The following is a 23,367-nucleotide window of genomic DNA, read 5'->3' as shown; positions in this document are numbered from 1 at the left end:
GCTGGCGATCTAGCCAACCGACCCTTGCCGGCGAATACGATCTCAAAATGACGGTTCCCTGTTTGCAGCGCGCACCCGCTCGCCAAGTCGCCGCGGACGTCCGAAGAAAGTACGCTGATTAAGCGACTCGATCGCGATACATTCCGGACTCCGGTGTGACTATGGCCGCCACTCCTGCCGAACCAGGCGACAGGCCCAGTGTCGCAGTGACGATTTGAACCGGCGGACGGGAGACAATTCCGTGAGGCATGGGCGTAAGGAATGGCGTCAGCTTTGCGCCCAACGTTGGCCGTAGTCTTGAGCTCTATCGTAGACCCAAAGCTGTCGTGGCCAGGCCCATTGCCCAATTCCCTCAGGCAATTACTGCTCAAAGTGTCGGGCTCACCGCTCAAGGCAGATTGCCACTCCTTGTCCGCCGCCGATGCAGAGCGATGCCAATCCTTTGCGCGCATCGCGGCGGATCATCTCGTAGAGCAGCGTCACCACGATGCGGCAGCCGGAACCGGCCAGCGGATGTCCTAGCGCGATGGCGCCGCCGCTCATGTTGATGATGTCCTCGTTCCAGCCCATCTCGCGATTGACGGCGATGGCCTGGGCGGCAAAAGCCTCGTTGACCTCCATCACGTCGAGGTCGCAGGCCTGCCATCCCGCCTTCTCCAACGCCAGACGTGAAGCAGCGGCGGGACCGAGCCCCATGTTCATCGGCTCGACACCGGCGGAAGCATAAGACGCGATACGCGCGAGGGGCGTCAGACCGAGTTCCTTCATCCGCGCTTCCGACGTCACCAGCACCGCCGCGGCACCGTCGTTGAGACCGGAGGAGTTGCCGGCCGTGATCGTTCCCGCCGCATCGAAGACCGGCCTCAGCCGGCCGAGGCCTTCCATGGTGGTGGAGGGATTGGGATGCTCGTCGCGGTCGATGACGAGATCGCCCTGCCTGGCCTTTATCGAGATCGTGACGATCTCTTCGTCGAATCGGCCCGTCTGGATGGCGGCGTCAGCCTTCTCCTGCGAGCGCAGCGCGAAACGGTCCTGCTCTTCGCGGGTGATCTGGTAGCGCTGCGCCAGCGACTCGGCGGTCACGCCCATATGCACCTGATGGAAGGCGTCCCACAGTCCGTCGGTGATCATGGAATCCTTGACGGTACGGTCGCCCATCCGGATGCCGGCGCGGGCGCCGTGAATGACATGCGGCGCCGATGTCATCGAATCCTGCCCGCCGGCAATCACGCAATCGGCGTCGCCACAGCGAACGGCCTGGGCGGCGAGATGGATCGACTTTTGGCCGGCACCGCATACCTTGTTCACCGTCATGGCGGGAACGCTGACTGGAAGGCCTGCCTTGAGCGCGGCCTGTCGCGCCGGATTCTGTCCGGCGCCGCCAGTCAGCACCTGGCCCATGATCACCTCGCTGACGGCATCGGGGGCGAACTGCGTTTCCGCCAGCATCGCCTGGATAAGCTGTGCCCCCAGCTCCGCCGCCGAAAGGCTGGCGAACGCGCCGTTCAGCTTGCCGATGGGCGTTCGCTTCGCGGCAACGATGTAAACAGCATCCATTTCCAGTCCTCTACACGCGAACGGCGTGTCCACGATCGCAGCTTGACATTCTGGTTATAACCAATAATCTGAAACGCATCGGCAGGCAAGGCCGCGGCATCGAGCCGGGCCTGCGTTGCGGGAGGAATCCATGTCATCCGTGCTTTGGACGCCGGCGCCGGCCGCGTTCCAATCGTCCAACCTTGCGCGCTTTTCGATAGCCAACGGCTTCGACCCGCGCGACTACGAGACGCTGCATCGCTGGTCGATCGGCGATCCTGGCGCGTTCTGGCGCGCGGTGTGGGATTTCGCCGGGGTCATCGGCGAACCGGGCGCCATCTCCTTCCTGCGCGACGAGAATGCGCCGATGACCAGGAGCCGATTCCTGCCGGACGCTTCGCTCAACCTCGCGGAAAACCTGCTGTGTGGCGACGGCGAGAGGGTCGCAGTGATCGAGGCCGACGAGAGCGGCCATTTCCGGACCATCACGCTTGCCGAATTGCGCCGGCTCGTGGCTAGAATGGCCGACGGCCTGCGCGCGGCCGGTATCGCCAAGGGCGATTGTGTCGGCGGCATCCTGCCCAATCGCGTTGAAGGTCTCGTCGCATTGCTGGCGACGCTTTCCGTCGGCGCCGTCTGGTCGTCCTGCTCGCCGGATTTCGGCGCCGCCGCGATCGTAGACCGCCTCGGCCAGATCGGCGTCAAGGTGCTGTTCGCCGCACCTCGCTACCGCTATGCGGGCAAGGAGCACGACATCTCCGGCAGGCTGGCGGAGATCGTCGCCGCGATGCCGAGTGTGACGACGCTGGTGCTGACCGGCGAACCGGGTCCCAGGCCAAGCTGCGCGGCGGATTGCATTTCGTTCGACGATTTCGGCCGCGACGCTCCGCTCAGCTTCGAGCGCGTGCCCTTCGACCATCCGGCCTATGTGCTCTACACCTCCGGCACGACGGGCGCGCCGAAGGCGATCGTCCACCGAGCCGGCGGCGTGCTGCTCCAGCATCTGAAGGAGCATCTGCTGCATGGCGATGTTCGCCCCGGCGACGTCATGAGCTGGTACACCAACACCGCCTGGATGATGTACCACTGGCTGATCTCGGGCCTCGCCTGCCACGCGACAGTGGTGCTCTATGACGGCGCGCCGATCCTGAAATCGGGCGACGGGCTCGATCCCAGTCCGCTCTGGACGATGGCCGAGCGTGCCCGCGTCACGCATTTCGGCACCAGCCCGAAATATTTGGCCACACTCGCCGCCGAAGGTTACGCGCCGGGCAACTTGTTCGATCTCTCGTCGCTGCGGTCTCTGCTGTCGGCTGGTGCGCCCGTCTCCCCCGGTCAGTTCGACTGGGTCTACGAGCATGTGAAAAAGGATATGATCTTCGCCTCGATCTCGGGTGGCACCGAGATCATTGGCTGCTTCCTGCTTGGCTCGCCCCTTCACCCGGTGCGGCGCGGCGAGTTGACCGTGAAAGGGCTCGGCCTCGCGGTCGGCGTGATGGACGAGCGCAATGCGCCCATCATTGGCCGCCAGGGCGATCTCGTCTGCACCGAGCCGTTCCCGTCGATGCCGCTGACCTTCTGGGGCAAGGATGGCGAGGCGCGCTATCACGCCACCTATTTCGCCGCGCGCCCGGAGATCTGGACACATGGCGACATCGCCGAGATGACCGCCTATGGCTCGGGCATCATCCATGGCCGCTCCGATACGACGCTGAAGCCCGGTGGCGTGCGCATCGGCACGGCCGATATCTACGCGGCCTGCGAAGACTTTGCCGAGATCGAGGATTGCCTGGTTTTTGGCGCGCCCGTCGAAGGCGACGAAGAGATCGTGCTCTGCGTCAAGCTCAATGATGGGTATGCGCTGACCTCGGAGCTTGCCGCGCAAATCCGCAGGGCGATCCGCGAAGGCGCATCGCCGCGCCACGTGCCGCACCGCATCCATGCGGTGCAGGCCGTGCCCTACACGCTGAACGGCAAGCGGGTGGAGGGCGCGGCCCGCACCACGCTCGAAGGCAAGCCGGTCAAGAACATGGCCTCGCTCGCCAATCCGGCATGTCTCGAGGAATATCGTGCGCTCGACCGGAGCAAGGCGGCATGAGCCGGTCGAAGGGAGCGATCGTCGGCATCGGCGAGTTGAAGCCGCAACGTTTGACCAGCGGCGTGACGACGCTGGAGATGATTGCCGCGGTCTCGCGCCTGGCGGTCCTCGACGCGGGGCTGGAGCCGAGAGCCATCGATGGGCTGCTGGTCGGGCCGCAGGTCGGCGAGACGCCGCAACATGTCCCGGCGACCATCGCCGAATATCTGGGTCTCGCTCCGACCATGGCCAACGTCGTCGATCTCGGCGGCGCATCCGGCGCCGGCATGGTCTGGCGGGCGGCCGCAGCGATCGAGGCCGGCATGTGCGAGGCGGTTCTGTGCGTGCTCGCCAACAACCGCGAGGCGGCGGCACCCCGCTCGCCCAACCGCAATCCGATCCGCGAGTTCGATGTGCCGTTCGGCGCCTCGGGCGCCAACATTTCCTACGCGCTGCTGATGCAGGCGCATATGGCGGGATATGGCTCGACGGCACGGGATTTCGCCATGATCGCGGCGGCGGCGCGCGCCAATGCGCAGTCCAATCCCGACGCCATCTTCTTCGGCAAGCCGGCGGACGTGGAAGCGGTGCTCGCCTCGCCCATGATCGCCTCGCCGCTGCACCTACTCGAAATCGTCATGCCGGTCGCCGGCGGCGAGGCGGTCGTCGTCACTTCGGCCGAACGCGCGCGATCATTGTCCAAGCCGCCCGTCCATCTGCTCGGTGCCGGCGAGAAGGTCACGCACCGGGCCGTCAGCCAGGCACCCAGCCTCACCTCCGGCCCGCTGAAGAGCGCCATGGCGCGAGCCTTCGCGCAGTCTGGTACCAATGCCGACCGAATGGACCTTCTCTCGCTCTATGATTGCTACACCATCATGGTCGCCACAACGATCGAGGATGCCGGCCTCTGCGCGCCGGGCGAATTCGGCGCCTGGCTGCGCGGGCGCGATCTATCACACAAGGGCGACATGCCGCTGAACACGCATGGCGGCCAGCTGGGTTTCGGCCAGCCGGACCTTGCCGGCGGCATGACGCACGTCGTCGAGGCGGTGCGCCAACTGCGCGGCGAGGCGGGCGAACGCCAGATCGGCAAAGCCGGGCTCGCGCTGGTCACCGGCAATGGCGCGACGATGAGCGAAGCGACCGCACTCGTGCTGGGAACCGCCTGATGTCCGTCGATCTCAACACGCTCAAGACCGCCGGCCCGACCATCACCGCGCTCACCCGGCCGTTCTGGGATGCCGCGGCCGAAGGCCGGTTGACGATTCAACGCTGCGAGGATTGCGGCAAGGCCGTCTTCTATCCGCGGCCGATCTGTCCGCACTGCTGGAGCAGGCGGCTGGTCTGGAAAGACGCATCGGGCAGGGGGCAGCTCAAATCCTTTTCCGAGGTGCATAAGCCCGGCCATCCCGGCTGGCTGCCCGCGGCACCTTACGTGGTCGGCCTGGTCGAACTGGCCGAAGGCCCGACGATGCTGAGCTTCATCCTGGCCGGCACACGGCCGCTACATGTCGGAGACATACTGCGGCTTGCGCCGACAGCCATCGGCGGTCGCGTCCTGCCTGCCTTCAAACCAATCGAACCCAGAGCAGAGGAGAAGCCGAAATGAGCACCGAGACGAAAGACGGTTGGGTGGGTGTCGTGAAGGGCCGCCCGCAGGTCGGCGCCTTTGCCGAGCGCACGCGGCGCACGCGCATGAGTGACATCGAAGCCTTCACCGACATCACCGGCGACCGCAACCCGCTGCATTACGACCGCGCGCTGGCCGAGAAGTCGGTGTTCGGCAAGCTGATCGTCCAGGGCGGCGTCACTTCCGGCATCCTCAATGCGCTGGTGGCGGAGGATCTGCCCGGACCTGGAACCGTGTTTCTCGAAGTGGCCTGGAAGTTCGTCAAGGCTGTCGGCGTCGATGAGGAGATCACCGGACGCGTGGAGGTCAAGGACGTGCGGCCCGACAAGCCGATCTGCAAGATCGAGACCAGCGTGCGCAACGGCCAGGGCGAGCTTTGCCTCACCGGCACGGCCACGGTGTTCACCGTACCGCTGCAAGGCGCATGAGCACGGTCGGGGGCGGCCGGCTTGGCATGGCGGCCGACAGCGAGCGTTGGCGCGTGCTGTCGCTGCTTTGCCTGGCGGTCGTCCTTTCGCTGACCACCTGGTTTTCGGCGACCGCGATACTTCCTGAGCTGAAGCAGGAACTCGCACTGGGCGCGAGCGCCGAAGCATGGCTGACCAATGGCGTTCAGGTCGGCTTCGTGATCGGCGCGCTGGCGGCGAGCCTGGTCAATCTTCCCGATCTTGTGCGGCTCAGCCGCCTCATGGCGGCCGCGGCCCTTGTCGCCGCTTTAGCCAACGCGACGCTGCTGCTTCATCCCGGACCGGGCGGCGTGATCGCCGCGCGCATCGTCACCGGCGCCGCGCTTGCCGGCGTCTATCCGCCGGCGCTGAAGCTCGTCGCCACCTGGTTCACGCGCGACCGGGGGCTGGCGCTAGGCGCGGTCATCGGCGCGCTGACTGTCGGCTCGGCGCTGCCGCATCTCTTCCGCGCCGTCTCGACCGCGCTCGACTGGCGTCCGGTGGTCGCCGCCACCAGCGTGGCGACGGCGGCGGGCGCGTCGCTCTTCCTGCTGTTCGCCAAAGAAGGGCCGTACCCCTTCGGCAAGGCCGTCTTCGAGCCCTCGCGCATCGGCCAGGTGTTTCGCGAAAAGCCGCTGCTGCTCGCCAATCTCGGCTATCTCGGCCATATGTGGGAGCTTTACGCCATGTGGGCGTGGCTGCTTGCCTATACGCGCGCCGCTTTCGAGGCGCAGGTGATCGGAACCGCCGCTACCGCCTCGCTCTCGACCTTCCTTGTCGTGGCCTCCGGCATCCTCGGCTGCCTGCTCGGTGGCTATCTGTCCGACCGTATCGGCCGCACCATCACCACCGCCGGCATGATGCTCGTCTCGGGCGGCTGCGCACTGCTGATGGGCTTTCTCTTCACCGGCCCACTCTGGCTCTTCATGTTGGTGGCCGTCGTCTGGGGCGTTTCGGTCATTGGCGATTCGGCGCAGTTCTCCGCAGCCGTCACCGAGCTTGCCGACCGCCGCTTCGTCGGCACCGCGCTGTCGGTGCAGCTTGGACTGGGTTTCGCGCTGACGGTGCTCGCCATCTGGCTGACGCCGCGCTTCGCCGACTTCATCGGTGGCTGGCGCTGGGCCTTCCTGCTGCTGGTTCCCGGGCCGCTTCTGGGGGCTGCCGCGATGCTATGGTTGCGAAACTTGCCGGAGAGCGTGAAAATGGCCGCAGGTCTCCGCTAGGGAGGCGCCGCCGCTCGTTGAGTCGCGGCAATGAATTGCGGCAGGACCGAATGCAACAAGCAACCAGAATGCGCGGGCGTCCTCGTTACGATCAGGAAGATGCCGAGGCGGCCGAGGCTTTCCGCTCGATCGGCTCAAAGGTTCAGCTCAACCGCGATGAGGCGGCCCCGCTTTGGGTGCAGTTGCGCAACCAGGTCGAGGAAGCGATCAACACCGGGTTGCTTGCCGCCAATTCGCGCATTCCCTCTGAGCAGGCGCTTTGCGAATTCTTCAGCGTGTCGCGTCCCGTGGTGCGCGCGGCGATCGGCTCGCTGTCCAACGAAGGCCGTATCATCAAGATGCCGCGCAAGGGTATGTTCGTCGCGGCACCGCGCGAGCATGTCGACTTCATGACCGCCAACCTCGGCGTGTTCGACGACCTGACCGCCAAGGGCCACAAGGTCTCGACCCGCACGCTGGAAATCTACCGCTGCCCGCCGAGCGAGAAGGAGTCCAAGGTCTTCGGCATTCCCGCCAATGGCAGCGTGGTCCGCATCAGCCGCGTCTACATGACCGATGGCTCGCCGATCACCATGACGCGCATCAGCCTGCCGGGACATCGGGTGCCGGGGCTGGAGAACATCCTGTCGGAAAACCAGTCGATCTTCGGCACCATCCGCGCCGTCTTCGGCCTGACCGTGAAGCGCGCCGACCGCTGGCTGCGCGCCGCACTTCCGACCAAGGAAGAGGCCGATGAGATGGGTGTCGCCGCCAACACGCCGCTGATCGAGATCGAGTCGATCGCCTATGACGCCGACGGCGCCGCGCTCGAATATTACGAGGCCTTCTACAACTCCTCCGTGGCCCGCATCCACATGGCGGTGGAGCAGCCGTCGGCGACCGTGAACGGCGTCGATCGCACCTGAATTGCGCTCGTCCAAAAAAGTTTCCCTTTTCTGGTTATTACCAGATTGACGGACCCAGGAAGCTTCTGTAACGTCCCTGTCATGGGGTCGGGAGGAGCCTGACCCGGAGGCATTATCAGGACCGGTCGGCTTGCGGCGCTGCTTCGGCGGCGAGGGTGGTATTTTGCCCGCGCTCAAGTTCGTCCTGATGGAGGACGTGCATGGATTACCAGTCGCAATTCGACCTGACAGGCGAGGTTGCCGTCGTCACCGGCGGCGCCAGCGGGATCGGTCTCGAGGCGGCCAAGGCGCTCGGGACTTGCGGCGCGCGTATCGTCCTGCTCGACATGAATGCGGACGGGCTGAAAGCCGCTGCCGAGGCGCTCACGACGGCCGGTGTCGCAAGCGTCGATGGCCGCGTGCTCGATGTCACGGATCCACAGGCGGTAGAGGCGATGGCAACCGCGATCGTCGCGGACTTCGGCAAGGTCGATGTCCTGGTCAACAGCGCCGGCATCGCGCGCCTCAACACCGCGCTCGACACCCCGGACGAGGAATGGCGCCTGGTGATGGATGTCAACGTCAACGGCGTCTACTGGGCCTCGCGCGCCTTCGGCCGCTCGATGGTCGCCCGCAACAAGGGTTCGATCGTCAATCTCGGCTCGATGTCGGGCCTGATCATCAACCGTCCGCAGACCGCGCCGTCCTACATGGTGAGCAAAGGCGCCGTGCACATGATGACCAAGGCGCTCGCCGTCGAATGGGCGAAATCGGGCGTGCGCGTCAACGCGCTGGCTCCGGGTTACGTCGGCACCGAGATGACGCTGAAGATGCGCGAGCGTCCCGAACTCTTCAACACCTGGATCGACATGACGCCGATGGGGCGCTTGGGCACACCGCAGGAGATCGCCTCGGCGATCCTGTTCCTGGCGTCGCCGGCGTCGAGCTACGTCACCGGCGCGATCCTGTCGATCGACGGCGGTTACACGGCCTGGTGACGGATTGAGCAAGGATTGGAATATCGCATGACCGTTTCGGACCGAGAGCCGCGCCAGGCAATCATCGACGCCTGCATCCAGATGAACGCACTTGGCATCAACCAGGGCACATCCGGCAACATCAGCTGTCGCCATGGCGACGGCATGCTGATCTCGCCGACCAGCACCCCCTACGACACGCTGCAGCCGGAAGACATCGTCTTTATGGGCTGGGACGGCGAGGTTGACGGCCGCCTGCCGCCGTCGAGCGAATGGCGCTTCCATTTCGACATCATGAAGGCGCGGCCCGAGGTCAACGCCGTCGTCCACGCGCATCCGACCTACTGCACCACGATCGCCATCATGGGCAGGAAAATACCGGCAATCCATTACATGGTCGCGGTCGCCGGCGGCAGCGACATACGCTGCGCGCCTTACGCCACCTTCGGCACGGCGGAGCTTTCGGCGCATGCGGTGGAGGCGCTGCGCGACCGCAAGGCCTGCCTGCTTGCCCAGCACGGCATGATCGCAGTCGGATCGAGCCTCGCTCAGGCCATGTGGCTTGCCGTCGAGGTCGAGACGTTGGCGCGCCAGTATCACGGCGCCCTGCAGATCGGAGAGCCGCCGGTGCTGTCAGACGAGGAGATCGAAAACGTCATCAAGCGCATGGCGAGCTACGGCCTGCGCGACAACGAGGCCGCTGCCTGAGCGGCGGCCATCAGGCAGAATCCTCCGGAAGGCCCGGAGCGATCAACAAGGGAGGAAATGAAATGACCAGATCAATGAAAGGCCTCGTCAAGGCGCTCGCCCTGGGGCTGGCGGCGGCTTGCAGCCTTGCCGCCGTCTCCGGCGCGAGCGCCGAGGAGCTGTCGCTCAAGGGCAAGCGCATCGGCGTCTCGGCAATAGGCACCGACCACTACTGGGACCTGATGGCGTTTCGCGGCATCCAGGATCGTGTGAAGGAACTCGGCGGCGAAGTGATCGCCCTCGACGCCGGCCGCAAGGACCAGCAGCAGATTGCACAGCTGCAAACGCTGATCGCGCAGAAGCCCGACGCCATCATCGAGCAGCTCGGCAATCTCGAAGTGCTGAACCCGTGGCTGCAGAAGATCCGCGACGCCGGCATCCCGCTGTTCACGGTCGACACCGCCACCCCGCACGCCATCAACAACACCACCTCCAACAACTACAATATCGGCGCCGAAATCGCCTTGCAGATGGTCGCCGATATGGGCGGCAAGGGCAACGTGCTGGTCTTCAACGGCTTCTACAGCGTGCCGGTCTGCAAGATCCGCTACGACCAGCTGAAATATGTGCTGACCTCGTTCCCGGATGTGAAGATCGTCGAGCCCGAGCTACGCGACGTCATTCCGAACACGGTGCAAAGCGCCTATTCCAACGTCACCGACATGCTGACCAAATCGCCCGAGAAGGGTTCGATCGGCGCGGTCTGGGCCTGCTGGGACGTGCCGCAGATCGGCGCCACGCAGGCGGTCGAGGCTGCCGGCCGCAACGAGGTCAAGACCTACGGCATCGACGGCAGCCCGGAAGTCATCAAGATGGTGATGGACCCGAAATCGTCGGCCGGCGCCGTCGCGGCGCAGCAGCCCTATGAGATCGGCAAGACCTCGGTCGACAACGTCGCGAAGTATCTGGCCGGCCAGAAGGTGCCGCCCTTCACCTTCGTTCCCGCGGTGCTGATCAACAAGGAAAATGCCGCCGAAAAAGGAAAGCCGTTCCTCGACGCCGCCGAAAAGGCAGGCGTTAAATAGAGCGGAACGAAACAACGGGCAGCCAAGGCGTTGCGGCTGCCCGCCACATTCAATCGGGGTTGACGGCCATGCAGCCAGCAAAGCGTGACATTGCTGTGTCGATGACGGGCATATCGAAGCGGTTCGGTCCGGTGCGCGCGCTGGAGAACGCGAACCTCGAGATCGCGCGCGGCTCGATCCTCGGCCTTGTTGGCCAGAACGGCGCCGGCAAGTCGACCATCATCAAGGTGCTGGCCGGCATCATCAAGCCGGACAGCGGCACTATTCTCATCAACGGCGAGGCCATCGCCTCGCTCACGCCGGCTTCGGTCGAAAAGTTCGGCGTGCATTTCATCCACCAGGACAGGCTCCTGGTGCCAACCGCGACCGTCGGCGAAGCTGTCTTCCTCGGCCACGAGATCGGCCTCGGTCCGTTCGTCAGCCGCCGCGCCATGGAGCGCAAGGCTGCGGACCTGTTGAAGCGCTTCTTCGGCATGGAACTGCCGTCGGGTACGCTGGTGAAAGACCTGACCACCGCGCAGCAGAAGGTCGTCCAGATCACCCGCGCGCTGGCGCAAAAGGCATCGGTGCTGGTGCTCGACGAGCCGACGGCGGCATTGGTCAAACGCGAGGTCGATAGCCTGTTCGACGTGCTGCGCCGGTTGCGCGACGACGGCATCGCCGTGGTCTTCATCTCCCATTATATGCAGGAGATCGAGAAGCTCTGCGACTGCGTCACCGTGATGCGTAACGGCACGGATGTCGGCACGGTCGATCCGCGCCAGACACCGATCGACGAGATCATCTCGATGATGATCGCCCGGGATGTCGGCGAGATGTTTCCGAAGCGCTCAGTCGAGCTTGGCGCGCCGGTGCTGGAGGTTTCCAACCTTCGCCTCGGTGGCAGCTTCGAGAATATCGGCTTCAACGTTCGCGCCGGCGAGATCGTCGGCCTAACCGGCCTGCTGGGCTCCGGCGCCAAGGAAATCGTCCAGTGCCTGTTCGGCCTCAAGACCGCCGATGGCGGCCAGGTCAAGGTCGAGGGCAGGGAGCTTGCGCTGTCGACGCCGGTCAAGGCCGTGCGCGACGGCATCGCCATGCTGCCGGAAGACCGCCGCGCGCATGGCGTGGCGCTCGGACTGTCGGTGCGCGAGAATATCTCGCTGGCCAGCCTGCGCCGCTATTCGCGAAGCGGCATGGTCAGCCGTGGCTTGGAGAACAAGGCGGTCGACGGCCTGATCAAGGAACTGTCGATCAAGGCGCCGCATCGCGACGCGCTGGTGCGCGAGCTCTCCGGCGGCAACCAGCAGAAGGTGGCTTTGGCCAAATGGCTGAGCTGCCAGTCGCGGGTCTATGTGCTGGACGAACCGACGGTCGCCGTCGATGTCGGCGCCAAGGTCGAGATCTACAATCTGTTGAACCGCCTGGCGGGCGAGGGAGCGGCGATCCTGCTTCTGTCCTCCGACCTGCTGGAGCTGGTCGGCGTCTGTGACCGCGTTCTGGTCGTCTATCGCGGTCGGCTTGCCGGCAGCTTCTCCGGTCCTGCGATGAACAGCGACGCGCTGCTGGCGGCTTCGTCCGGTGCGCGCTCGAACACCGATGGAGCGGCCGTATGAGCGCGACTGCTCTTCACACCGAAGTCGGCGTGTCCGACGAAAAACAAGCCGCCGCAAAGAGCGCGGGCCGGCGCTTCGGCGCGCTGGTCGTGCGGCTTGGCGCGATCGCCGCCTTCGCCGCGATCATGGCCTATTTCGCCATCTTCGCGCAGGGCTTCACCTCCACCTTCAACCTGATCAACGTCATCGAGCAGTCGGCGATCCTGGGCGTGCTCGCCTATGGCATGACGGCCGTCATCATCGGCGGCGGCTCCGATGTCACCGAAGGCGGCATCGACCTGTCGATCGCCGCCAATATGGGGCTCTGCGCCGCCGTCTACGCGACACTTTTGTCGATGGGTTATGGCGACTTCCTTTCGGTGCTTGCTGCCATCGCCGTGGGCATGGCGGTCGGCGCGCTGAACGCCCTTGCCGTGGTCGGGCTCGGTATCCTGCCGCTGCTTGCGACGCTTGCCGTGCTCAATGTCGCCGCCGGCATGGAACTCACGCTCACCCAGAACACGGTCGTCGGCGCATCCTCCCCGCTGCTCGGCGTGCTGGTTTCGGGGAGCTTCCTCGGCATCTCCGCGCTTGCCTGGGCATTGATCGTCTTCTCAGCGATCATGATCGCGGTCGTTCATGGCACGTCGTTCGGGCTCAGGCTCTACGCTGTCGGCGGCCATCCCGAGGCGGCGCGCGCGGCCGGTCTCAGCGTTCCGTTCTACGTGTCCTTCACCTATGTGCTGAGCGGCTTCTGTGCTGCTGTGGCGAGCATCCTCACCGTCTCTCGCCTGTCGGCCAGCACACCCGGTTCCGGCGAGCTGCTTCTGTCGGTGCTGGCGGCGGCACTGCTCGGCACGGTCTTTTCCCGCCGCTTCGTGCCGACCATGGGCGGCACGCTGCTCAGCGTTCTGTTCATCGGCCTTCTGGCCAACGGTTTCCAACTGCTCAACGTCTCCAGCTACTGGGTCAACGGGGTGCAGGGCGCGCTGATCCTGCTGGTGGTGGCCATCACATCCTTTGCCCGCGGTTCGGAGGGTTCGCGATGAGCGTCTCTGCCAACGACAACTCCGCCAAGGTGAGCCTGCGCGGCTTCCTCGCCAAATACAGCGTGCTCATTGCCTTCGCGGCCATCGTCATCTTCTTTTCGGTGGCGAGCCCGACCTTCCTGACGCCGGCCAACCTTTTCAACGTGCTGGTCAACAACGTCGTCATGCTGGCGATCGTGGCGCTGGGGCTGACCATCGTCATCTCGTCGGGCGGCATTGATCTCTCCGTCGGCGTGTCCGTCGACATGGCGAGTATGATCTTCGTCATGCTTCTCGCCGCCGGCTACAGCGGCGTGGTCGGCGTCGCCGGCGGACTCGGCGCCGCGCTGATCGTCGGCGTGCTGAATGCGATCCTCATCACCAGGCTCAACATCAGCCCCTTCCTGGCGACGCTCGGCGTGCTCTTCATCGGCCAGAGCGCGCAGCAGCTCGCCACCAGCGGCGGCCAGCCCATCTACCTCACAAGCGGCTATGCAGCAGACCAGTTCAACGCCATTGCCCGCACCGATTTGTTCGGAATACCGACGCCGGTCATCGTGCTGATCGTCCTGGCGGTCGCGGTCCATCTCCTGCTGCATCGCTCGGTCTTCGGGCGCTATGTCCAGGCCATGGGCGCCCAGCCCGGCGTCGCCTGGTATTCCGGCATCCGCGTGCCGCGCGAATTGTCGATGGTGCATGTGCTGTGCGCGCTGCTTGCCGGCGTCACAGGTATAGTGTTGTCCGCGACGGTGAAGTCCTACGTGCCGCTGTCGGGCAATGCCTTCCTGCTCGACGCGATCGGCGCCACTTTCATAGGCACGACGCTCAGCCGCGAACGCAAGCCCTCGGTCATCGGCACGCTGCTCGGCGTGTTGCTGCTCGCCATCGTCAAGAACGGGCTGCTGCTCGTCGGCTGGAATTTCTACTGGCAGCAGGTCGGCATCGGCGTGCTCGTCTTTCTGGTGCTGGCCGCGAGCTTCGGCCTGCGCCGCGCCGCCCATTGAGTTCGAAAGGTCAAGTCAGCCATGCCACAATTCGACGTCAGCTCGATCGGCTTCTACGTCCTCGACATCCTGGGACGGCCGGTCTCGCGCATCCCCGAAGGCGGCCACGCCGACTATATCGAGGAGATCCGCATGACTGTCGCCGGCACGGCCGGCGCGACTGGGATGGACTGCGCCATCCTCGGGCTGAAGACCCGGGCTGTCACCACGCTCGGCACCGACGACATGGGCGACTGGTTCCTGGCCAAACTTCAGAAATATGGGCTGGAGACGAGCCTTGTCCGCCGCGACGGCAGCGTCCAGACTTCTTCCACCATCCTGCCGGTGCGGCCAAACGGCGAGCGGCCCGCGTTGCACGTGCCGGGCACCGCCACCTTGTTCGACGTCGCCGATGCCGATCTCGACGCCGCGCTCGATGCGAGGGTCGTCCATGTCGGCGGCACCGGACTGCTGAAACGTTTCGACGGCGGGCCGACCGTCAGGCTGCTGAAGCGCGCCAAGGAGTTGGGCCGCGTCACCACTTTCGACCTCATCCAGGCGACGCCGGAGACCTGGAAGCTGGTCGAGCCGTGCCTTCCCTATATCGACTATTTCGTACCCAGCATCGACGAGGCCGGCGAGATGGCGCATGACCGCGATCCGGCCCGCGTCGCCGCCTTCTTCAAGGCGAGAGGCGTGAAGAACTGTATCATCACGCTTGGCGCCGGCGGCGTCTATGTCTCGCCCGAGCACGGCGAGGATTTTCATCTGCCGGCCTTCGAAGTCGAGGTCTTCGATACCACGGGCTGCGGCGATTCCTTCACCGCCGGCATCATCGTCGGCATCGTCAAGGGCTGGAACCTCAAGCAGTCCGCGCGCTTTGCCAGCGCCGTCGCCGCCAAGGTGGCGATGGGGCTTGGCTCCGACGGCAAACTCGTTTCATTCGACGATACGATCGCGGCGATGAATTCGCTCCCGGTCAAGACATCAAAGGTGGAAGCAGCATGACCATTCTTCCTGAGGCCAAGGGCAAGACGGCTCTCGTCACCGGCGCCAGCCGCGGCATCGGCAGGGCGCTCGCCAAGGGGCTCGCCGAAGCGGGCTTCGACGTCGCCATCACCGATCTGCCCTCGCAGGCGGCGGAGCTCGACGTCACCAAGGGCGAGATCGAGGCGGCCGGCCGCAAGGCCTATGTCTACACGATGGACGTCAGCAAGAAGAAGGATATCGAAGCGACCGCGCAGGCGCTGCTCAAGGCTGCGGGTAGCATCGACGTGCTGGTCAACAATGCCGGCATTCTCAAGCCCAGCCTGCTCCAGGATCTCGACGAGGCAGACTGGGACGCGCATTTCGACATCAACGCCAAGGGCGTGTTGATGATGTGTCAGGCCGTGCTGCCGCATATGCGTGCCAGGAAATCGGGCAGGGTGATCAACATCGCCTCGATCGCCGGCCGACAGGGCGTGCCGACGCAAGGCCATTACGCAGCGACCAAGGCGGTGGTGATCACGCTGACCAGGGTGCTGGCGCAGGAGGTCGGCATGGACGGGGTCACCGTCAACGCGATCTGCCCCGGCATCATCCTGACCGAAATGGGCAAGAACAATCTGGGCAGCGAAGCCGCCATCCGCCACTGGGAGGACGTCGCCGCGCTGAAGCGCCTCGGCGCGCCGGAGGATATCATAGGCCCGGCGCTGTTCTTCGCCTCCGATCTCTCTGCCTTTGTCACCGGCCAGGCGCTCAACGTCGACGGCGGCATTTACTATCACTGACCGCTCGCTGAGTTGGCAATGAACGTATCCCCACGTCGTGATCAACGACCAGCAGCGTAGCCCCTACGGGCTCTTCCTTGTTTGTCATCATGACAGCTCAGAAGCAGCGGAGCGCCTCGGGCGTGATCCCACCGTGCCGCCGCTTGGCGATATCGACGGGCCGCCGGAGATCGCCGCAGCGGTGGTCGCGTTCAACAATATGCAGGCGCGGCTCAAACTTTATGTCAAGGATCGCACCACTATGGTCGCCGCGATCGCGCACGATCTGCGCACGCCCTTGATGCGTCTGACGCTGCTGCTGGAGAACGCCCCTTCCGACGTGAAATCGGCAGCTGAGGCGGTGATCAAGGAAATGAACAGCCGCATTCGCGGCGCGCTTGCATTTGGTCGTGATGCCGGCAATCCAGGTCGCAGACAATGTCTGGAGTTGCGAACACTGGTCGAAAGCGTGGTCGACGAGATGGCGGATCGCGGCGCGGACGTTGCGGTGTTACCTGGCGACGAGCTGACGGTTGACGCCGACGTTGCGGGGCTGAGAGCGCTGCTCGTCAACCTTGTTGAGAATGCAGTGCGTTATGCCGATGGCGCGCGCGTGCAATTGCGACGCCTGGACAACCGGATCCTGATCGAAGTGGCGGACAATGGACCGGGCATTCCAGTGCCGGAACTGGAGAAGGTGTTCGAACCATTCTACCGTCTGGAAGCATTACGCAACCGGGCGACCGGCGGCACCGGCCTTGGCCTTGCCAGCGCCAGGGCGGTGGCAAGGAGTCACGGCGGTGACGTAACTCTTGCCAACCGGCGGGAAGGGGGCCTCGTGGCTACCATCACGCTGCCGCTTCACTAAGAAAATCAGGCGCTCGGACGAGACGCCAGCCCAACGCGATCACCCGGGCACTGACCAATCTTGTGGAGAACGGGATGCATTTCGGCTCATCCGTTCTGATCACCGCATCGGTGGGAGGCGAGGTCGTCACCGTCGACGTCATGGACGATGGGCCGGGTATTCCCAAAGACCGGCTACAGAGCGTGATCGAGCCCTTCGTCCGTCTCGACCCGTCGCGATCGAACCGCTTCGGGAACGTCGGGCTCGGGCTCTCCATCGTGAAGGAGATTGTTGAGGGGCATGAGGGTACGCTCGAATTGATCAACAGGCGGCCAACGGGGCTGATCGCCAGGATCCGGTTGCCGAGCAGCCAAGTCATCTCGTCTTGATTAACTGTAACGCAATAAACGATGTGATCCGATCGCTGGGCTCATTGTCCTTCGTCGCGCAGACGACCCGCGATCCCGCCAAGCGAGGCGGCAAGCCAAGTGACATCGCACAAGCCGCCGTTTGGTTGCACTCAAGTGCGTCAAGCTATCTACTCGGGGCAAATGTTGATCGTTGACGGAGGCATGACCATCGGTGGGTTCAAGTTCTAGCCTCGAACTTTGCTCCTCTAAGAATTACGTCGGCAAATGGAGACTGGATGACGTGTCTTGACGCCCGCAAATCATATCTTCTTCAACGTCCCGACCTGGATGGATCGGCTTCTTTCAAAGCTCGGCTGACAACGAGTTTCTTGGCGAATTCCTCTTGGGTTATGGAGCTTTCCTGCTTGCCGGAGGTGGGGAGCCGGTCTCCTCAGGTGAGGGTTCGTTTACCAACGTCTGCCTACCGTTGAGTTTGCCGGGAAGGCATCAAAATAGGAAGATATCGGCCATATACCAAGAAGGAACAGGCCGCCCATGTCATCGAAGCGACTGGAGAACAAGGTTGCCATCGTCACAGGAGCCGCGCGGGGCATTGGAAGGGCGACGGCAATCGCTTTCGCAGGCGAGGGCGCGACGGTCGTAGGCATCGATATCGCAGGCCCGATCAGCAAGACGCTGGAGGTGAAGCCCGCCACAATCTCGGATTTGCATGAAACTGGACGGCTCGTTGAGGCGGCGGGAGGCAGATGGGGCGCTCGCCAGCTCGACCAGCGGGACATCACTGCTTTGCGCGAGGCCGCCGCGTGGACAGCCGAAACCTTCGGCAAGATCGACATCTTATTTGCCAACGCGGGTATCCAGGCTTTCAAGCCTATCCTGGAGATGGAAGACGCCGACTGGCATGATCAGATCGACGTCAATCTGACGGGCACCTGCAACGCGATCCGCGCGGTCGCGCCCTATCTCGTCAAGAATGGCGGCGGTCGCATCATTGTCACCTCGTCGACCCAAGGCCAGCACGGCACGAAGTATGGGGCGGCCTATTCAGCCTCGAAATGGGGCATCATCGGCCTGATGAAGTCCGCGGCCTTGGAGCTCGGTCAATACGGGATCACCGTCAACGCCGTCATTCCGGGTCTCATCGATACGCCGCTCACGCGCCACCGCCAGCGCTATGCACAAGCGATCGATGATCTGACCAATGCCGAGTCGTTGGAGAAGCTGGAAGCCGAAGCAAAGCAAAAGCTCACCGCCAAATCGCCGCTTGGGGTGCCTTGGCTTCCTCCCGAATCCGTTGCTCCGGCGGTGGTCTTTCTCGCCAGCGACAACGCTTACATGGTTTCGGGAGCGACATATGATGTGACGGGGGGCGACAGCGCCAACATTACCGCCTGAACTGCTGGTAACATTTCATGCGAGGAGAGGCCCAGGAACTTAAGTCTGACTAGGTGCCGTGCGTTTCCGTAACGGACTGATTTTACTTGGAAATTTATGGTGCCCAGAGGCGGACTGCATCAAGTGAGCTAAATCAACAGTTTGCGCGATCACTGGACACTTTTTCTTCCCACGTAATCATTGGGTTTTTTGGCAAAGTGTCCAGCGCACCTTTCCCGCGAGATCATGTCGCCACCACGGCCGCGGCGTCCGAGCTCCCAGGCAGCGTGATGCCGATCGCAACGTCGCGCGAGCCGCACATCGGGCAGCGGACCTTGCCCTTGAGCTCGGACACCAGGCACGCCCGGCCGCGCGTGATCATGAATGTCATCAGGTCGAGATCGTAGCGGAAGCCGCATTCGCGGATCGTCTTGAGGCCGGCGCGGCGGCCCCAGGTGCAGCGGAAATGTATCCTGCCGCCGGCCTGCCAGACATCACGGACTGTCTCGATCGCCATCTGCGCCGACCATACGATCAGCCCTTGAAGTCCGGCGGTGGCAGGCCGGGACCGGACATCGGTGCCGCATGCGGCCGCTCATAGTCGATAGGCCGATCCTTCAAGAGGTTCAGCGCCTCGCGCATCTGCTTTTTCAGAACGCCGATAGCATCATAATGCGGGCGAAACGGCGTGAGCGACAAGGTGGCGGCGTCCAGTGCGCCGTCAAGACTGCGCATCTGCGCCTCGATCGCCAAGAGATGGGCTTGTGAAATATCGTCGCGGCGGCGGCGGCGCGGCATGGCTCTTTGTTCTCCCGTGACGTGAACGAAATAAGAACAAATTCCTGCCGCCGTCAATCCTCCTCGCGAAAATCCAGCAGCGAGGCGTGGCGCAGCTTCTCCTCGCCGCGCAGATGCTTGACCCGTCCGACCAGCCCCGGCCGCAGCCATTGCGTCGCCGGCCGTCTGGCAGCACCCTTCAGCACAGACTCGGGCGGCGGCGAGCCGGCATAGTCCTTGACGCGCTGCCAGAGATGCTCGCGCATCTCGCGGCCCATGGTGATGAAAGCCGAGCCGACATAGCGGCCTGTGCCGAGCTCGGCCATCAGCGCGAAGGCGGGCTTGCCGGGCTCGCGCTCGACGCCGATGAGAGCGAGCTCGCTGACGGTGTAGCTCTTCGTCTTCAGCCAGGCGGAGGTGCGACCGCTGCGGTATTTCGAATCGACGCGCTTCGACACCATGCCCTCGATGCCGGCCTGATCGACGAGGTAGAAGATGCTGTCGGCATCGCCCGGCATCGCCTCGCTGAACTGGATAAGGCTGCCCGGCTTCATGATCGAATGAAGCATCTCGCGCCGTGCCTTCAGGCCGACGTCGGTCAGATCGTGGCCGTCGAGATGCAGGAGATCGAAGGCACCGAGATGGACGTCGGGTGACTTCGCGTGCACCGCTTTCTGCAATGCGGCGAAATCGGGCAGCCCGGCGGCGCTGGTGATGACGGCTTCACCATCGATGATGACACTGTCGACGTCGAGCTCGCGCGCGGCGGCGACCAGGCCGGGATAGAGCTTTGTCCAGTCGGCGCCAGACTTGGTGAAAACCCGGACATCATCACCGTCGATGACGATCTGCGTTCGGTAGCCATCGAGCTTGATCTCGTGGATCCAGCCATCACCTTTCGGCGGCTTCGCCACCAGCCTCGGCAGCATTGGCGGGATGAACTTCAGACGCTCTTTGGCGTTAAGCATGCACAATACCCCAACCGCCCTTCAAGGGATCCGGGGTATATTAGTTCCGAAGAATTTTAAGAAAAGCTGACAGCATGGTGAAGCTTTCCGATCTTGGGCCACGACACGCCGTCACGGTGCACCCGCAGCCAAGCGCCAAGAACGACTCCGACTTCTATCGGTGCGAGACCTGCGGCCAAATGGTTGACTGCCGGGATATGCGGCAGGTGCTATGGCACGAGCAGGATGAGCACGAAGCGCTTGAGATGGACGCCTGAAACGCAAAAAAGCCCCGCCGGCGTGAGCCGACGGGCAACGTCTTGAGAGTTAATTGGGGGATTGACCGGTTAGGGCGGCGAACGCCGTCGGCCCACTTTGTCGCCCTCGATCACGCGATCCATGCGCTCGTGCAGCGTGTCGACACTGCCTTTTAAGTCCCGGACCCCGGTCATCACTTCGTCGCGGAACTCCCGCAGACCGGCTTTGGTGATGTAGGTTTCGGCGACGTGCAGCCTGTGGGCGGCCAGTTGATCCGTCACCAAGGATATCGCTGCCAGGGCGGCATCTGCTCGTGTATGCGCGCTCGCCGCGTCCTTCTTCACCTCGTCCCGGGCCGCCTTGATGGCACCCTCGATCCGCCACCAGATACCGGCGACGAAGCCGATGACGGTGATCAGGAAAGCGATGTTGGAATTGAAATCTGCCATCAGCCCCGATGCCTTTCATGCTGCTGTGCTGCGATCGTCATTTCGGCTCCCGCGATTTCCAGATCCGATGGTACCAGGCGGCGCACCAGTCGATCTGCTTGTTGAGATCGCCAACGGTGTTGTCGGCCTTCTGGTTGGCGACGTCGTACCAATCGTTGAGGACAACACCGGTGTGACCGTGCTTCTCGCACTGTCCCGGGTAGGGCGGCATCCGCCGCGCCTCCTCGATCAGTTTTGCCGCCGCCGCGGTGGCTTCCTGGGCGGCATCGACCTTTGCCTTATCGACGTAGGCTTGGCTGAGCTTCGCCTTATCGGTTCCGCAGGCTGTCAAGCTGCTGAGGACCGACACGGCCGATGCCATCACGAGAGCGCTGCGCAATCGCGTCGAGTTCATCCTGCTTTGCCTTTCTGTCCGCGTCGGAGAGTGTGAGCTGCTGCTCGAGGTCGGTTCTGGCGGCGCGCTCCGCCTCGGCGATCCGGCTCGATTCGGCGGCGAAACCTTCGACCCAGGCGCGAAGCCGGCGCTCCTCGGCGACTTCGGCCTGCAGGGCGTCGAGCTGCGCGCCGGCGACGATCTCGGTCGTGGCCTTGTCGACCGCATGGCGGATGGCGGAGGTCTTGTCGAAATAGAGCCAGGCGCCGGCGGCGAGGAAGAACCAGACCGGGAGGGTGACGCCGAAGGCGAGGATCGGGCGGATGATGCGCCAGGCGGCGAGGACGGCGACCATCACGCCCACACCATGAGCGCCAGCGCGATGGCGAGCATGACGAGATAGGGAGCCAGCGCCTGCCAGATGTCGCGCAGCAGTTCGGCCAAGACGGAGGCGAGGTTTTCCATCAGCCGGGCTCCTCATCGAAGGCGCGCAACGCGACCGTCTGCCCGGCGAAGTCGTGGGTGCAGTCGCCAAGGAACTGGATTTTCCCGTCTGTCACGAAAGAATGGCAGCACATGTCGGGGATTTCGACCTTCTCGCCGGCCATGATGCGATCGTATTCCTCGTCGGTGATGCGGCGCTTGCCGGTCACCTTGATCGACGGCGAGAAGGTCGGGCGGTCGTAGTCGCCGTTGAATGACCAACTCGGGCCGACGACGTGAGTTTCGTCGCACCCTAGGCACCAGAAGTGCAGCCGGCCGCCTTCGCCGGTTCGCAGGATGCCGCGCGCGCCCATCAGTTCAGCCCCGAGACGCAGAGCTCTGCCTCACCAAGGCGCTGCGCGTCGCCCATCTCGCGACGCTTCACCAGGCCCGGGAGAACATCGCCGCCAGCCTTGTTCCATGCCGTCTGCGCTTCGCAGGCGTGGCGGTATTCATGCTTGGTGACAAACTCCGAAGCCCTGGAGCCGATCTGACCGCGGCGTGGCTTCTTGGACCCGACGCCGAAATTGTAGGCTCCGGAGAGCATCGAAGCCTGCACCGCGATCGGCGCCTGCCAGTAGTCCGTCACGTTGTCGACGAGAGGCAGATAATAGTCGTGTGTGACGCGCTTGATCAGCTTGGCATCGCACTCCTCGAGCGTCGCACGCATGCCTGGTTTCACGCCCTTGGTTTCACCCCAACAGATCGTCCAGACCTTGACGCTGTCCTGGTAGGCGACGAGCCGAAGACCTTCCCAAGGCTTGATCAGATTGTCGACGGCGAGGCGCACCGCCGGCGGCGTGTAGCCCTGCGCGATCGCCTCGTGGATAGCAGCGACGCGTGGGTCCGGCTGGCTTGCGATGAACGCCGTCCAGCCGCTGGCAGCCGCGAACAGGGCGCCCGCGACGGCAGCGGTCCTGCCGCGCTTGGTCGAGACGATCTTATTGATCGGCATCGGGGTCTCCTGAAATGTTCTTCTGGCGCGTGACGCGCAACAGCGGCACGAGGGCACCGGCTATACCCGCGGCGGCCGTCAACGCCCCGTTGAGGATGATCAGCCCGGTCGACGGGTATGCTTGCGAAGCGGTGTAGAAGTAGAGGCTGGTCGCCGCGCCGCCGAGAATGGCGGCGAGCACGCCGGCCCAGACGGCCCAGCTTCGAAAGAGGACGGGCTTCCAGTTCTCGATCAGGCGCATGGGTTTGCTTTCGGGCGGCGCCGGCGGCATGCTGGCGGTTTTGTGATGGGGAGATCGCCGCAATGGCGAAGGAATTCGAATATCTGGGCGACGACATCGCGGTGGTTTCGCGCAACCCACTGAAGGGCACGCTCACGCTGGTCGCCTATGACGAAGATGGCGACCCTTGCGACATGGAACTGGCGCTCGACAAACAGAGCGCCGAGGACCTGATCAGCGCCCTGGTGCAATTCACGATGCGAGGCGAAGGTGACGACATGCCGATGATCTCGATCGGCAAAGGCATCAAGCCGTAAGCGCCGGCAGGTCGGCGGAGCGCCCGCGCGAAGTTGCGGTCCATGGCAGTTCCTTTCAGTGGTCGCGGAAGTTGCGGATTCTGCGGGGTTTTAACCAATTACTAATGGACCCCTT

The 23,367-nt window shown here is 64.1% G+C and carries 28 protein-coding genes; 18 read left to right on the top strand and 10 right to left on the bottom strand.

Going from position 1 to position 23,367, the window contains the following annotated elements:
- Positions 1-381 precede the first annotated feature (381 nt).
- Positions 382-1,557: an acetyl-CoA C-acetyltransferase gene (locus FJ957_RS26260; RefSeq protein WP_140835702.1), complete on the bottom strand. Its 1,176-nt coding sequence runs from the start codon at positions 1,555-1,557 to the stop codon at positions 382-384.
- A gap of 130 nt (positions 1,558-1,687) precedes the next feature.
- On the opposite strand from FJ957_RS26260, the gene FJ957_RS26255 reads away from it, so the two are divergent.
- The 17 genes from FJ957_RS26255 to FJ957_RS26170 all read left to right on the top strand — a co-directional run bounded on the left by FJ957_RS26255 (position 1,688) and on the right by FJ957_RS26170 (position 18,494).
- Entirely contained in the window at positions 1,688-3,634 is a 1,947-nt protein-coding gene (locus FJ957_RS26255) for an acetoacetate--CoA ligase (protein WP_140835701.1), read from the top strand.
- A complete protein-coding gene (locus FJ957_RS26250) occupies positions 3,631-4,782 on the top strand; it encodes a thiolase family protein (RefSeq protein WP_140835700.1) in 1,152 nt (383 codons plus the stop codon). Before FJ957_RS26255 ends, FJ957_RS26250 begins: the two co-directional genes overlap by 4 nt.
- Positions 4,782-5,222 carry a zinc ribbon domain-containing protein gene (locus FJ957_RS26245; protein ID WP_140835699.1) on the top strand — a complete coding sequence of 147 codons (441 nt, stop codon included), beginning with the start codon at positions 4,782-4,784 and terminating at the stop codon, positions 5,220-5,222. The genes FJ957_RS26250 and FJ957_RS26245 overlap by 1 nt, the downstream gene beginning before the upstream one ends.
- Positions 5,219-5,671 carry a MaoC family dehydratase gene (locus FJ957_RS26240; protein WP_140532069.1) on the top strand — a complete coding sequence of 151 codons (453 nt, stop codon included), beginning with the start codon at positions 5,219-5,221 and terminating at the stop codon, positions 5,669-5,671. The genes FJ957_RS26245 and FJ957_RS26240 overlap by 4 nt, the downstream gene beginning before the upstream one ends.
- A complete protein-coding gene (locus tag FJ957_RS26235) occupies positions 5,668-6,912 on the top strand; it encodes an MFS transporter (RefSeq protein ID WP_140835698.1) in 1,245 nt (414 codons plus the stop codon). The genes FJ957_RS26240 and FJ957_RS26235 overlap by 4 nt, the downstream gene beginning before the upstream one ends.
- A 68-nt stretch (positions 6,913-6,980) precedes the next feature.
- A complete protein-coding gene (locus FJ957_RS26230) occupies positions 6,981-7,817 on the top strand; it encodes a GntR family transcriptional regulator (RefSeq protein ID WP_140835697.1) in 837 nt (278 codons plus the stop codon).
- 200 nt (positions 7,818-8,017) lie between these two features.
- Positions 8,018-8,794, top strand: coding sequence for an SDR family oxidoreductase (locus FJ957_RS26225; protein ID WP_140835696.1), 777 nt, complete (start codon positions 8,018-8,020; stop codon positions 8,792-8,794).
- Between the two features lie 27 nt (positions 8,795-8,821).
- Positions 8,822-9,481, top strand: a complete 660-nt coding sequence (locus FJ957_RS26220; RefSeq protein ID WP_140835695.1) for an L-fuculose-phosphate aldolase — start codon at positions 8,822-8,824, stop codon at positions 9,479-9,481.
- A 62-nt stretch (positions 9,482-9,543) separates the two neighbouring features.
- Complete coding sequence (locus FJ957_RS26215) at positions 9,544-10,545, top strand: sugar ABC transporter substrate-binding protein (protein ID WP_210239821.1); 1,002 nt, start codon at positions 9,544-9,546, stop codon at positions 10,543-10,545.
- Between the two features lie 68 nt (positions 10,546-10,613).
- Positions 10,614-12,140, top strand: coding sequence for a sugar ABC transporter ATP-binding protein (locus tag FJ957_RS26210; protein ID WP_181180716.1), 1,527 nt, complete (start codon positions 10,614-10,616; stop codon positions 12,138-12,140).
- The gene (locus FJ957_RS26205) at positions 12,137-13,168 is read left to right on the top strand and encodes an ABC transporter permease (protein WP_140835694.1); all 1,032 of its coding nucleotides are present in this window, start codon (positions 12,137-12,139) and stop codon (positions 13,166-13,168) included. The genes FJ957_RS26210 and FJ957_RS26205 overlap by 4 nt, the downstream gene beginning before the upstream one ends.
- The gene (locus FJ957_RS26200) at positions 13,165-14,151 is read left to right on the top strand and encodes an ABC transporter permease (protein ID WP_140835693.1); all 987 of its coding nucleotides are present in this window, start codon (positions 13,165-13,167) and stop codon (positions 14,149-14,151) included. Before FJ957_RS26205 ends, FJ957_RS26200 begins: the two co-directional genes overlap by 4 nt.
- A gap of 21 nt (positions 14,152-14,172) precedes the next feature.
- Complete coding sequence (locus tag FJ957_RS26195; protein WP_140835692.1) at positions 14,173-15,138, top strand: sugar kinase; 966 nt, start codon at positions 14,173-14,175, stop codon at positions 15,136-15,138.
- The gene (locus FJ957_RS26190; RefSeq protein WP_140835691.1) at positions 15,135-15,902 is read left to right on the top strand and encodes an SDR family NAD(P)-dependent oxidoreductase; all 768 of its coding nucleotides are present in this window, start codon (positions 15,135-15,137) and stop codon (positions 15,900-15,902) included. The genes FJ957_RS26195 and FJ957_RS26190 overlap by 4 nt, the downstream gene beginning before the upstream one ends.
- 37 nt (positions 15,903-15,939) lie before the next feature.
- Positions 15,940-16,749, top strand: coding sequence for a HAMP domain-containing sensor histidine kinase (locus tag FJ957_RS26185; RefSeq protein ID WP_140835690.1), 810 nt, complete (start codon positions 15,940-15,942; stop codon positions 16,747-16,749).
- A gap of 38 nt (positions 16,750-16,787) precedes the next feature.
- A complete protein-coding gene (locus FJ957_RS26180) occupies positions 16,788-17,117 on the top strand; it encodes an ATP-binding protein (RefSeq protein ID WP_281405141.1) in 330 nt (109 codons plus the stop codon).
- 516 nt (positions 17,118-17,633) lie between these two features.
- On the top strand, positions 17,634-18,494 hold the full coding sequence (locus FJ957_RS26170) for an SDR family NAD(P)-dependent oxidoreductase (RefSeq protein ID WP_140835688.1): 861 nt from the start codon (positions 17,634-17,636) through the stop codon (positions 18,492-18,494).
- Between the two features lie 223 nt (positions 18,495-18,717).
- Here the strand turns inward: FJ957_RS26170 and FJ957_RS26165 are convergent, their stop codons facing one another.
- The 9 genes from FJ957_RS26165 to FJ957_RS26120 all read right to left on the bottom strand — a co-directional run bounded on the left by FJ957_RS26165 (position 18,718) and on the right by FJ957_RS26120 (position 22,956).
- Positions 18,718-18,990: a hypothetical protein gene (locus FJ957_RS26165; RefSeq protein ID WP_140835687.1), complete on the bottom strand. Its 273-nt coding sequence runs from the start codon at positions 18,988-18,990 to the stop codon at positions 18,718-18,720.
- Between the two features lie 17 nt (positions 18,991-19,007).
- Positions 19,008-19,328, bottom strand: a complete 321-nt coding sequence (locus FJ957_RS26160; protein ID WP_140835686.1) for a hypothetical protein — start codon at positions 19,326-19,328, stop codon at positions 19,008-19,010.
- On the bottom strand, positions 19,325-20,218 hold the full coding sequence (locus FJ957_RS26155; RefSeq protein WP_140835685.1) for an ATP-dependent DNA ligase: 894 nt from the start codon (positions 20,216-20,218) through the stop codon (positions 19,325-19,327). Before FJ957_RS26155 ends, FJ957_RS26160 begins: the two co-directional genes overlap by 4 nt.
- Before the next feature lie 326 nt (positions 20,219-20,544).
- The gene (locus tag FJ957_RS26145; protein ID WP_140835683.1) at positions 20,545-20,904 is read right to left on the bottom strand and encodes a hypothetical protein; all 360 of its coding nucleotides are present in this window, start codon (positions 20,902-20,904) and stop codon (positions 20,545-20,547) included.
- 37 nt (positions 20,905-20,941) lie between these two features.
- A complete protein-coding gene (locus FJ957_RS26140; RefSeq protein ID WP_140835682.1) occupies positions 20,942-21,235 on the bottom strand; it encodes a hypothetical protein in 294 nt (97 codons plus the stop codon).
- The gene (locus FJ957_RS26135; RefSeq protein ID WP_140835681.1) at positions 21,213-21,635 is read right to left on the bottom strand and encodes a hypothetical protein; all 423 of its coding nucleotides are present in this window, start codon (positions 21,633-21,635) and stop codon (positions 21,213-21,215) included. The genes FJ957_RS26140 and FJ957_RS26135 overlap by 23 nt, the downstream gene beginning before the upstream one ends.
- A 106-nt stretch (positions 21,636-21,741) precedes the next feature.
- Positions 21,742-22,074: a DUF6527 family protein gene (locus FJ957_RS26130; protein ID WP_140835680.1), complete on the bottom strand. Its 333-nt coding sequence runs from the start codon at positions 22,072-22,074 to the stop codon at positions 21,742-21,744.
- Entirely contained in the window at positions 22,074-22,715 is a 642-nt protein-coding gene (locus tag FJ957_RS26125) for a lysozyme (RefSeq protein ID WP_140835679.1), read from the bottom strand. Before FJ957_RS26125 ends, FJ957_RS26130 begins: the two co-directional genes overlap by 1 nt.
- Positions 22,702-22,956, bottom strand: a complete 255-nt coding sequence (locus FJ957_RS26120; protein WP_140835678.1) for a hypothetical protein — start codon at positions 22,954-22,956, stop codon at positions 22,702-22,704. The genes FJ957_RS26125 and FJ957_RS26120 overlap by 14 nt, the downstream gene beginning before the upstream one ends.
- A gap of 62 nt (positions 22,957-23,018) precedes the next feature.
- On the opposite strand from FJ957_RS26120, the gene FJ957_RS26115 reads away from it, so the two are divergent.
- Complete coding sequence (locus tag FJ957_RS26115) at positions 23,019-23,252, top strand: hypothetical protein (RefSeq protein WP_140835677.1); 234 nt, start codon at positions 23,019-23,021, stop codon at positions 23,250-23,252.
- Positions 23,253-23,367: the final 115 nt, after the last annotated feature.

Origin of the sequence: Mesorhizobium sp. B2-4-6 (assembly GCF_006442775.1) — a bacterium.
In the GTDB taxonomy this organism is placed as follows: Bacteria; Pseudomonadota; Alphaproteobacteria; order Rhizobiales; family Rhizobiaceae; genus Mesorhizobium.
Note: the sequence above shows the minus strand (reverse complement) of the source record. Positions and strands in the feature narration are given on the sequence as shown.

What these genes read in the sequence shown, in the direction of transcription:
- FJ957_RS26260 (WP_140835702.1), bottom strand. Translation starts at nt 1,557, where the DNA reads ATGGATGCTGTTTACATCGTTGCCGCGAAGCGAACGCCCATCGGCAAG.
- FJ957_RS26255 (WP_140835701.1), top strand. Translation starts at nt 1,688, where the DNA reads ATGTCATCCGTGCTTTGGACGCCGGCGCCGGCCGCGTTCCAATCGTCC.
- FJ957_RS26250 (WP_140835700.1), top strand. Translation starts at nt 3,631, where the DNA reads ATGAGCCGGTCGAAGGGAGCGATCGTCGGCATCGGCGAGTTGAAGCCG.
- FJ957_RS26245 (WP_140835699.1), top strand. Translation starts at nt 4,782, where the DNA reads ATGTCCGTCGATCTCAACACGCTCAAGACCGCCGGCCCGACCATCACC.
- FJ957_RS26240 (WP_140532069.1), top strand. Translation starts at nt 5,219, where the DNA reads ATGAGCACCGAGACGAAAGACGGTTGGGTGGGTGTCGTGAAGGGCCGC.
- FJ957_RS26235 (WP_140835698.1), top strand. Translation starts at nt 5,668, where the DNA reads ATGAGCACGGTCGGGGGCGGCCGGCTTGGCATGGCGGCCGACAGCGAG.
- FJ957_RS26230 (WP_140835697.1), top strand. Translation starts at nt 6,981, where the DNA reads ATGCGCGGGCGTCCTCGTTACGATCAGGAAGATGCCGAGGCGGCCGAG.
- FJ957_RS26225 (WP_140835696.1), top strand. Translation starts at nt 8,018, where the DNA reads ATGGATTACCAGTCGCAATTCGACCTGACAGGCGAGGTTGCCGTCGTC.
- FJ957_RS26220 (WP_140835695.1), top strand. Translation starts at nt 8,822, where the DNA reads ATGACCGTTTCGGACCGAGAGCCGCGCCAGGCAATCATCGACGCCTGC.
- FJ957_RS26215 (WP_210239821.1), top strand. Translation starts at nt 9,544, where the DNA reads ATGACCAGATCAATGAAAGGCCTCGTCAAGGCGCTCGCCCTGGGGCTG.
- FJ957_RS26210 (WP_181180716.1), top strand. Translation starts at nt 10,614, where the DNA reads ATGCAGCCAGCAAAGCGTGACATTGCTGTGTCGATGACGGGCATATCG.
- FJ957_RS26205 (WP_140835694.1), top strand. Translation starts at nt 12,137, where the DNA reads ATGAGCGCGACTGCTCTTCACACCGAAGTCGGCGTGTCCGACGAAAAA.
- FJ957_RS26200 (WP_140835693.1), top strand. Translation starts at nt 13,165, where the DNA reads ATGAGCGTCTCTGCCAACGACAACTCCGCCAAGGTGAGCCTGCGCGGC.
- FJ957_RS26195 (WP_140835692.1), top strand. Translation starts at nt 14,173, where the DNA reads ATGCCACAATTCGACGTCAGCTCGATCGGCTTCTACGTCCTCGACATC.
- FJ957_RS26190 (WP_140835691.1), top strand. Translation starts at nt 15,135, where the DNA reads ATGACCATTCTTCCTGAGGCCAAGGGCAAGACGGCTCTCGTCACCGGC.
- FJ957_RS26170 (WP_140835688.1), top strand. Translation starts at nt 17,634, where the DNA reads ATGTCATCGAAGCGACTGGAGAACAAGGTTGCCATCGTCACAGGAGCC.
- FJ957_RS26165 (WP_140835687.1), bottom strand. Translation starts at nt 18,990, where the DNA reads ATGGCGATCGAGACAGTCCGTGATGTCTGGCAGGCCGGCGGCAGGATA.
- FJ957_RS26155 (WP_140835685.1), bottom strand. Translation starts at nt 20,218, where the DNA reads ATGCTTAACGCCAAAGAGCGTCTGAAGTTCATCCCGCCAATGCTGCCG.
- FJ957_RS26145 (WP_140835683.1), bottom strand. Translation starts at nt 20,904, where the DNA reads ATGGCAGATTTCAATTCCAACATCGCTTTCCTGATCACCGTCATCGGC.
- FJ957_RS26130 (WP_140835680.1), bottom strand. Translation starts at nt 22,074, where the DNA reads ATGGGCGCGCGCGGCATCCTGCGAACCGGCGAAGGCGGCCGGCTGCAC.
- FJ957_RS26125 (WP_140835679.1), bottom strand. Translation starts at nt 22,715, where the DNA reads ATGCCGATCAATAAGATCGTCTCGACCAAGCGCGGCAGGACCGCTGCC.
- FJ957_RS26120 (WP_140835678.1), bottom strand. Translation starts at nt 22,956, where the DNA reads ATGCGCCTGATCGAGAACTGGAAGCCCGTCCTCTTTCGAAGCTGGGCC.
- FJ957_RS26115 (WP_140835677.1), top strand. Translation starts at nt 23,019, where the DNA reads ATGGCGAAGGAATTCGAATATCTGGGCGACGACATCGCGGTGGTTTCG.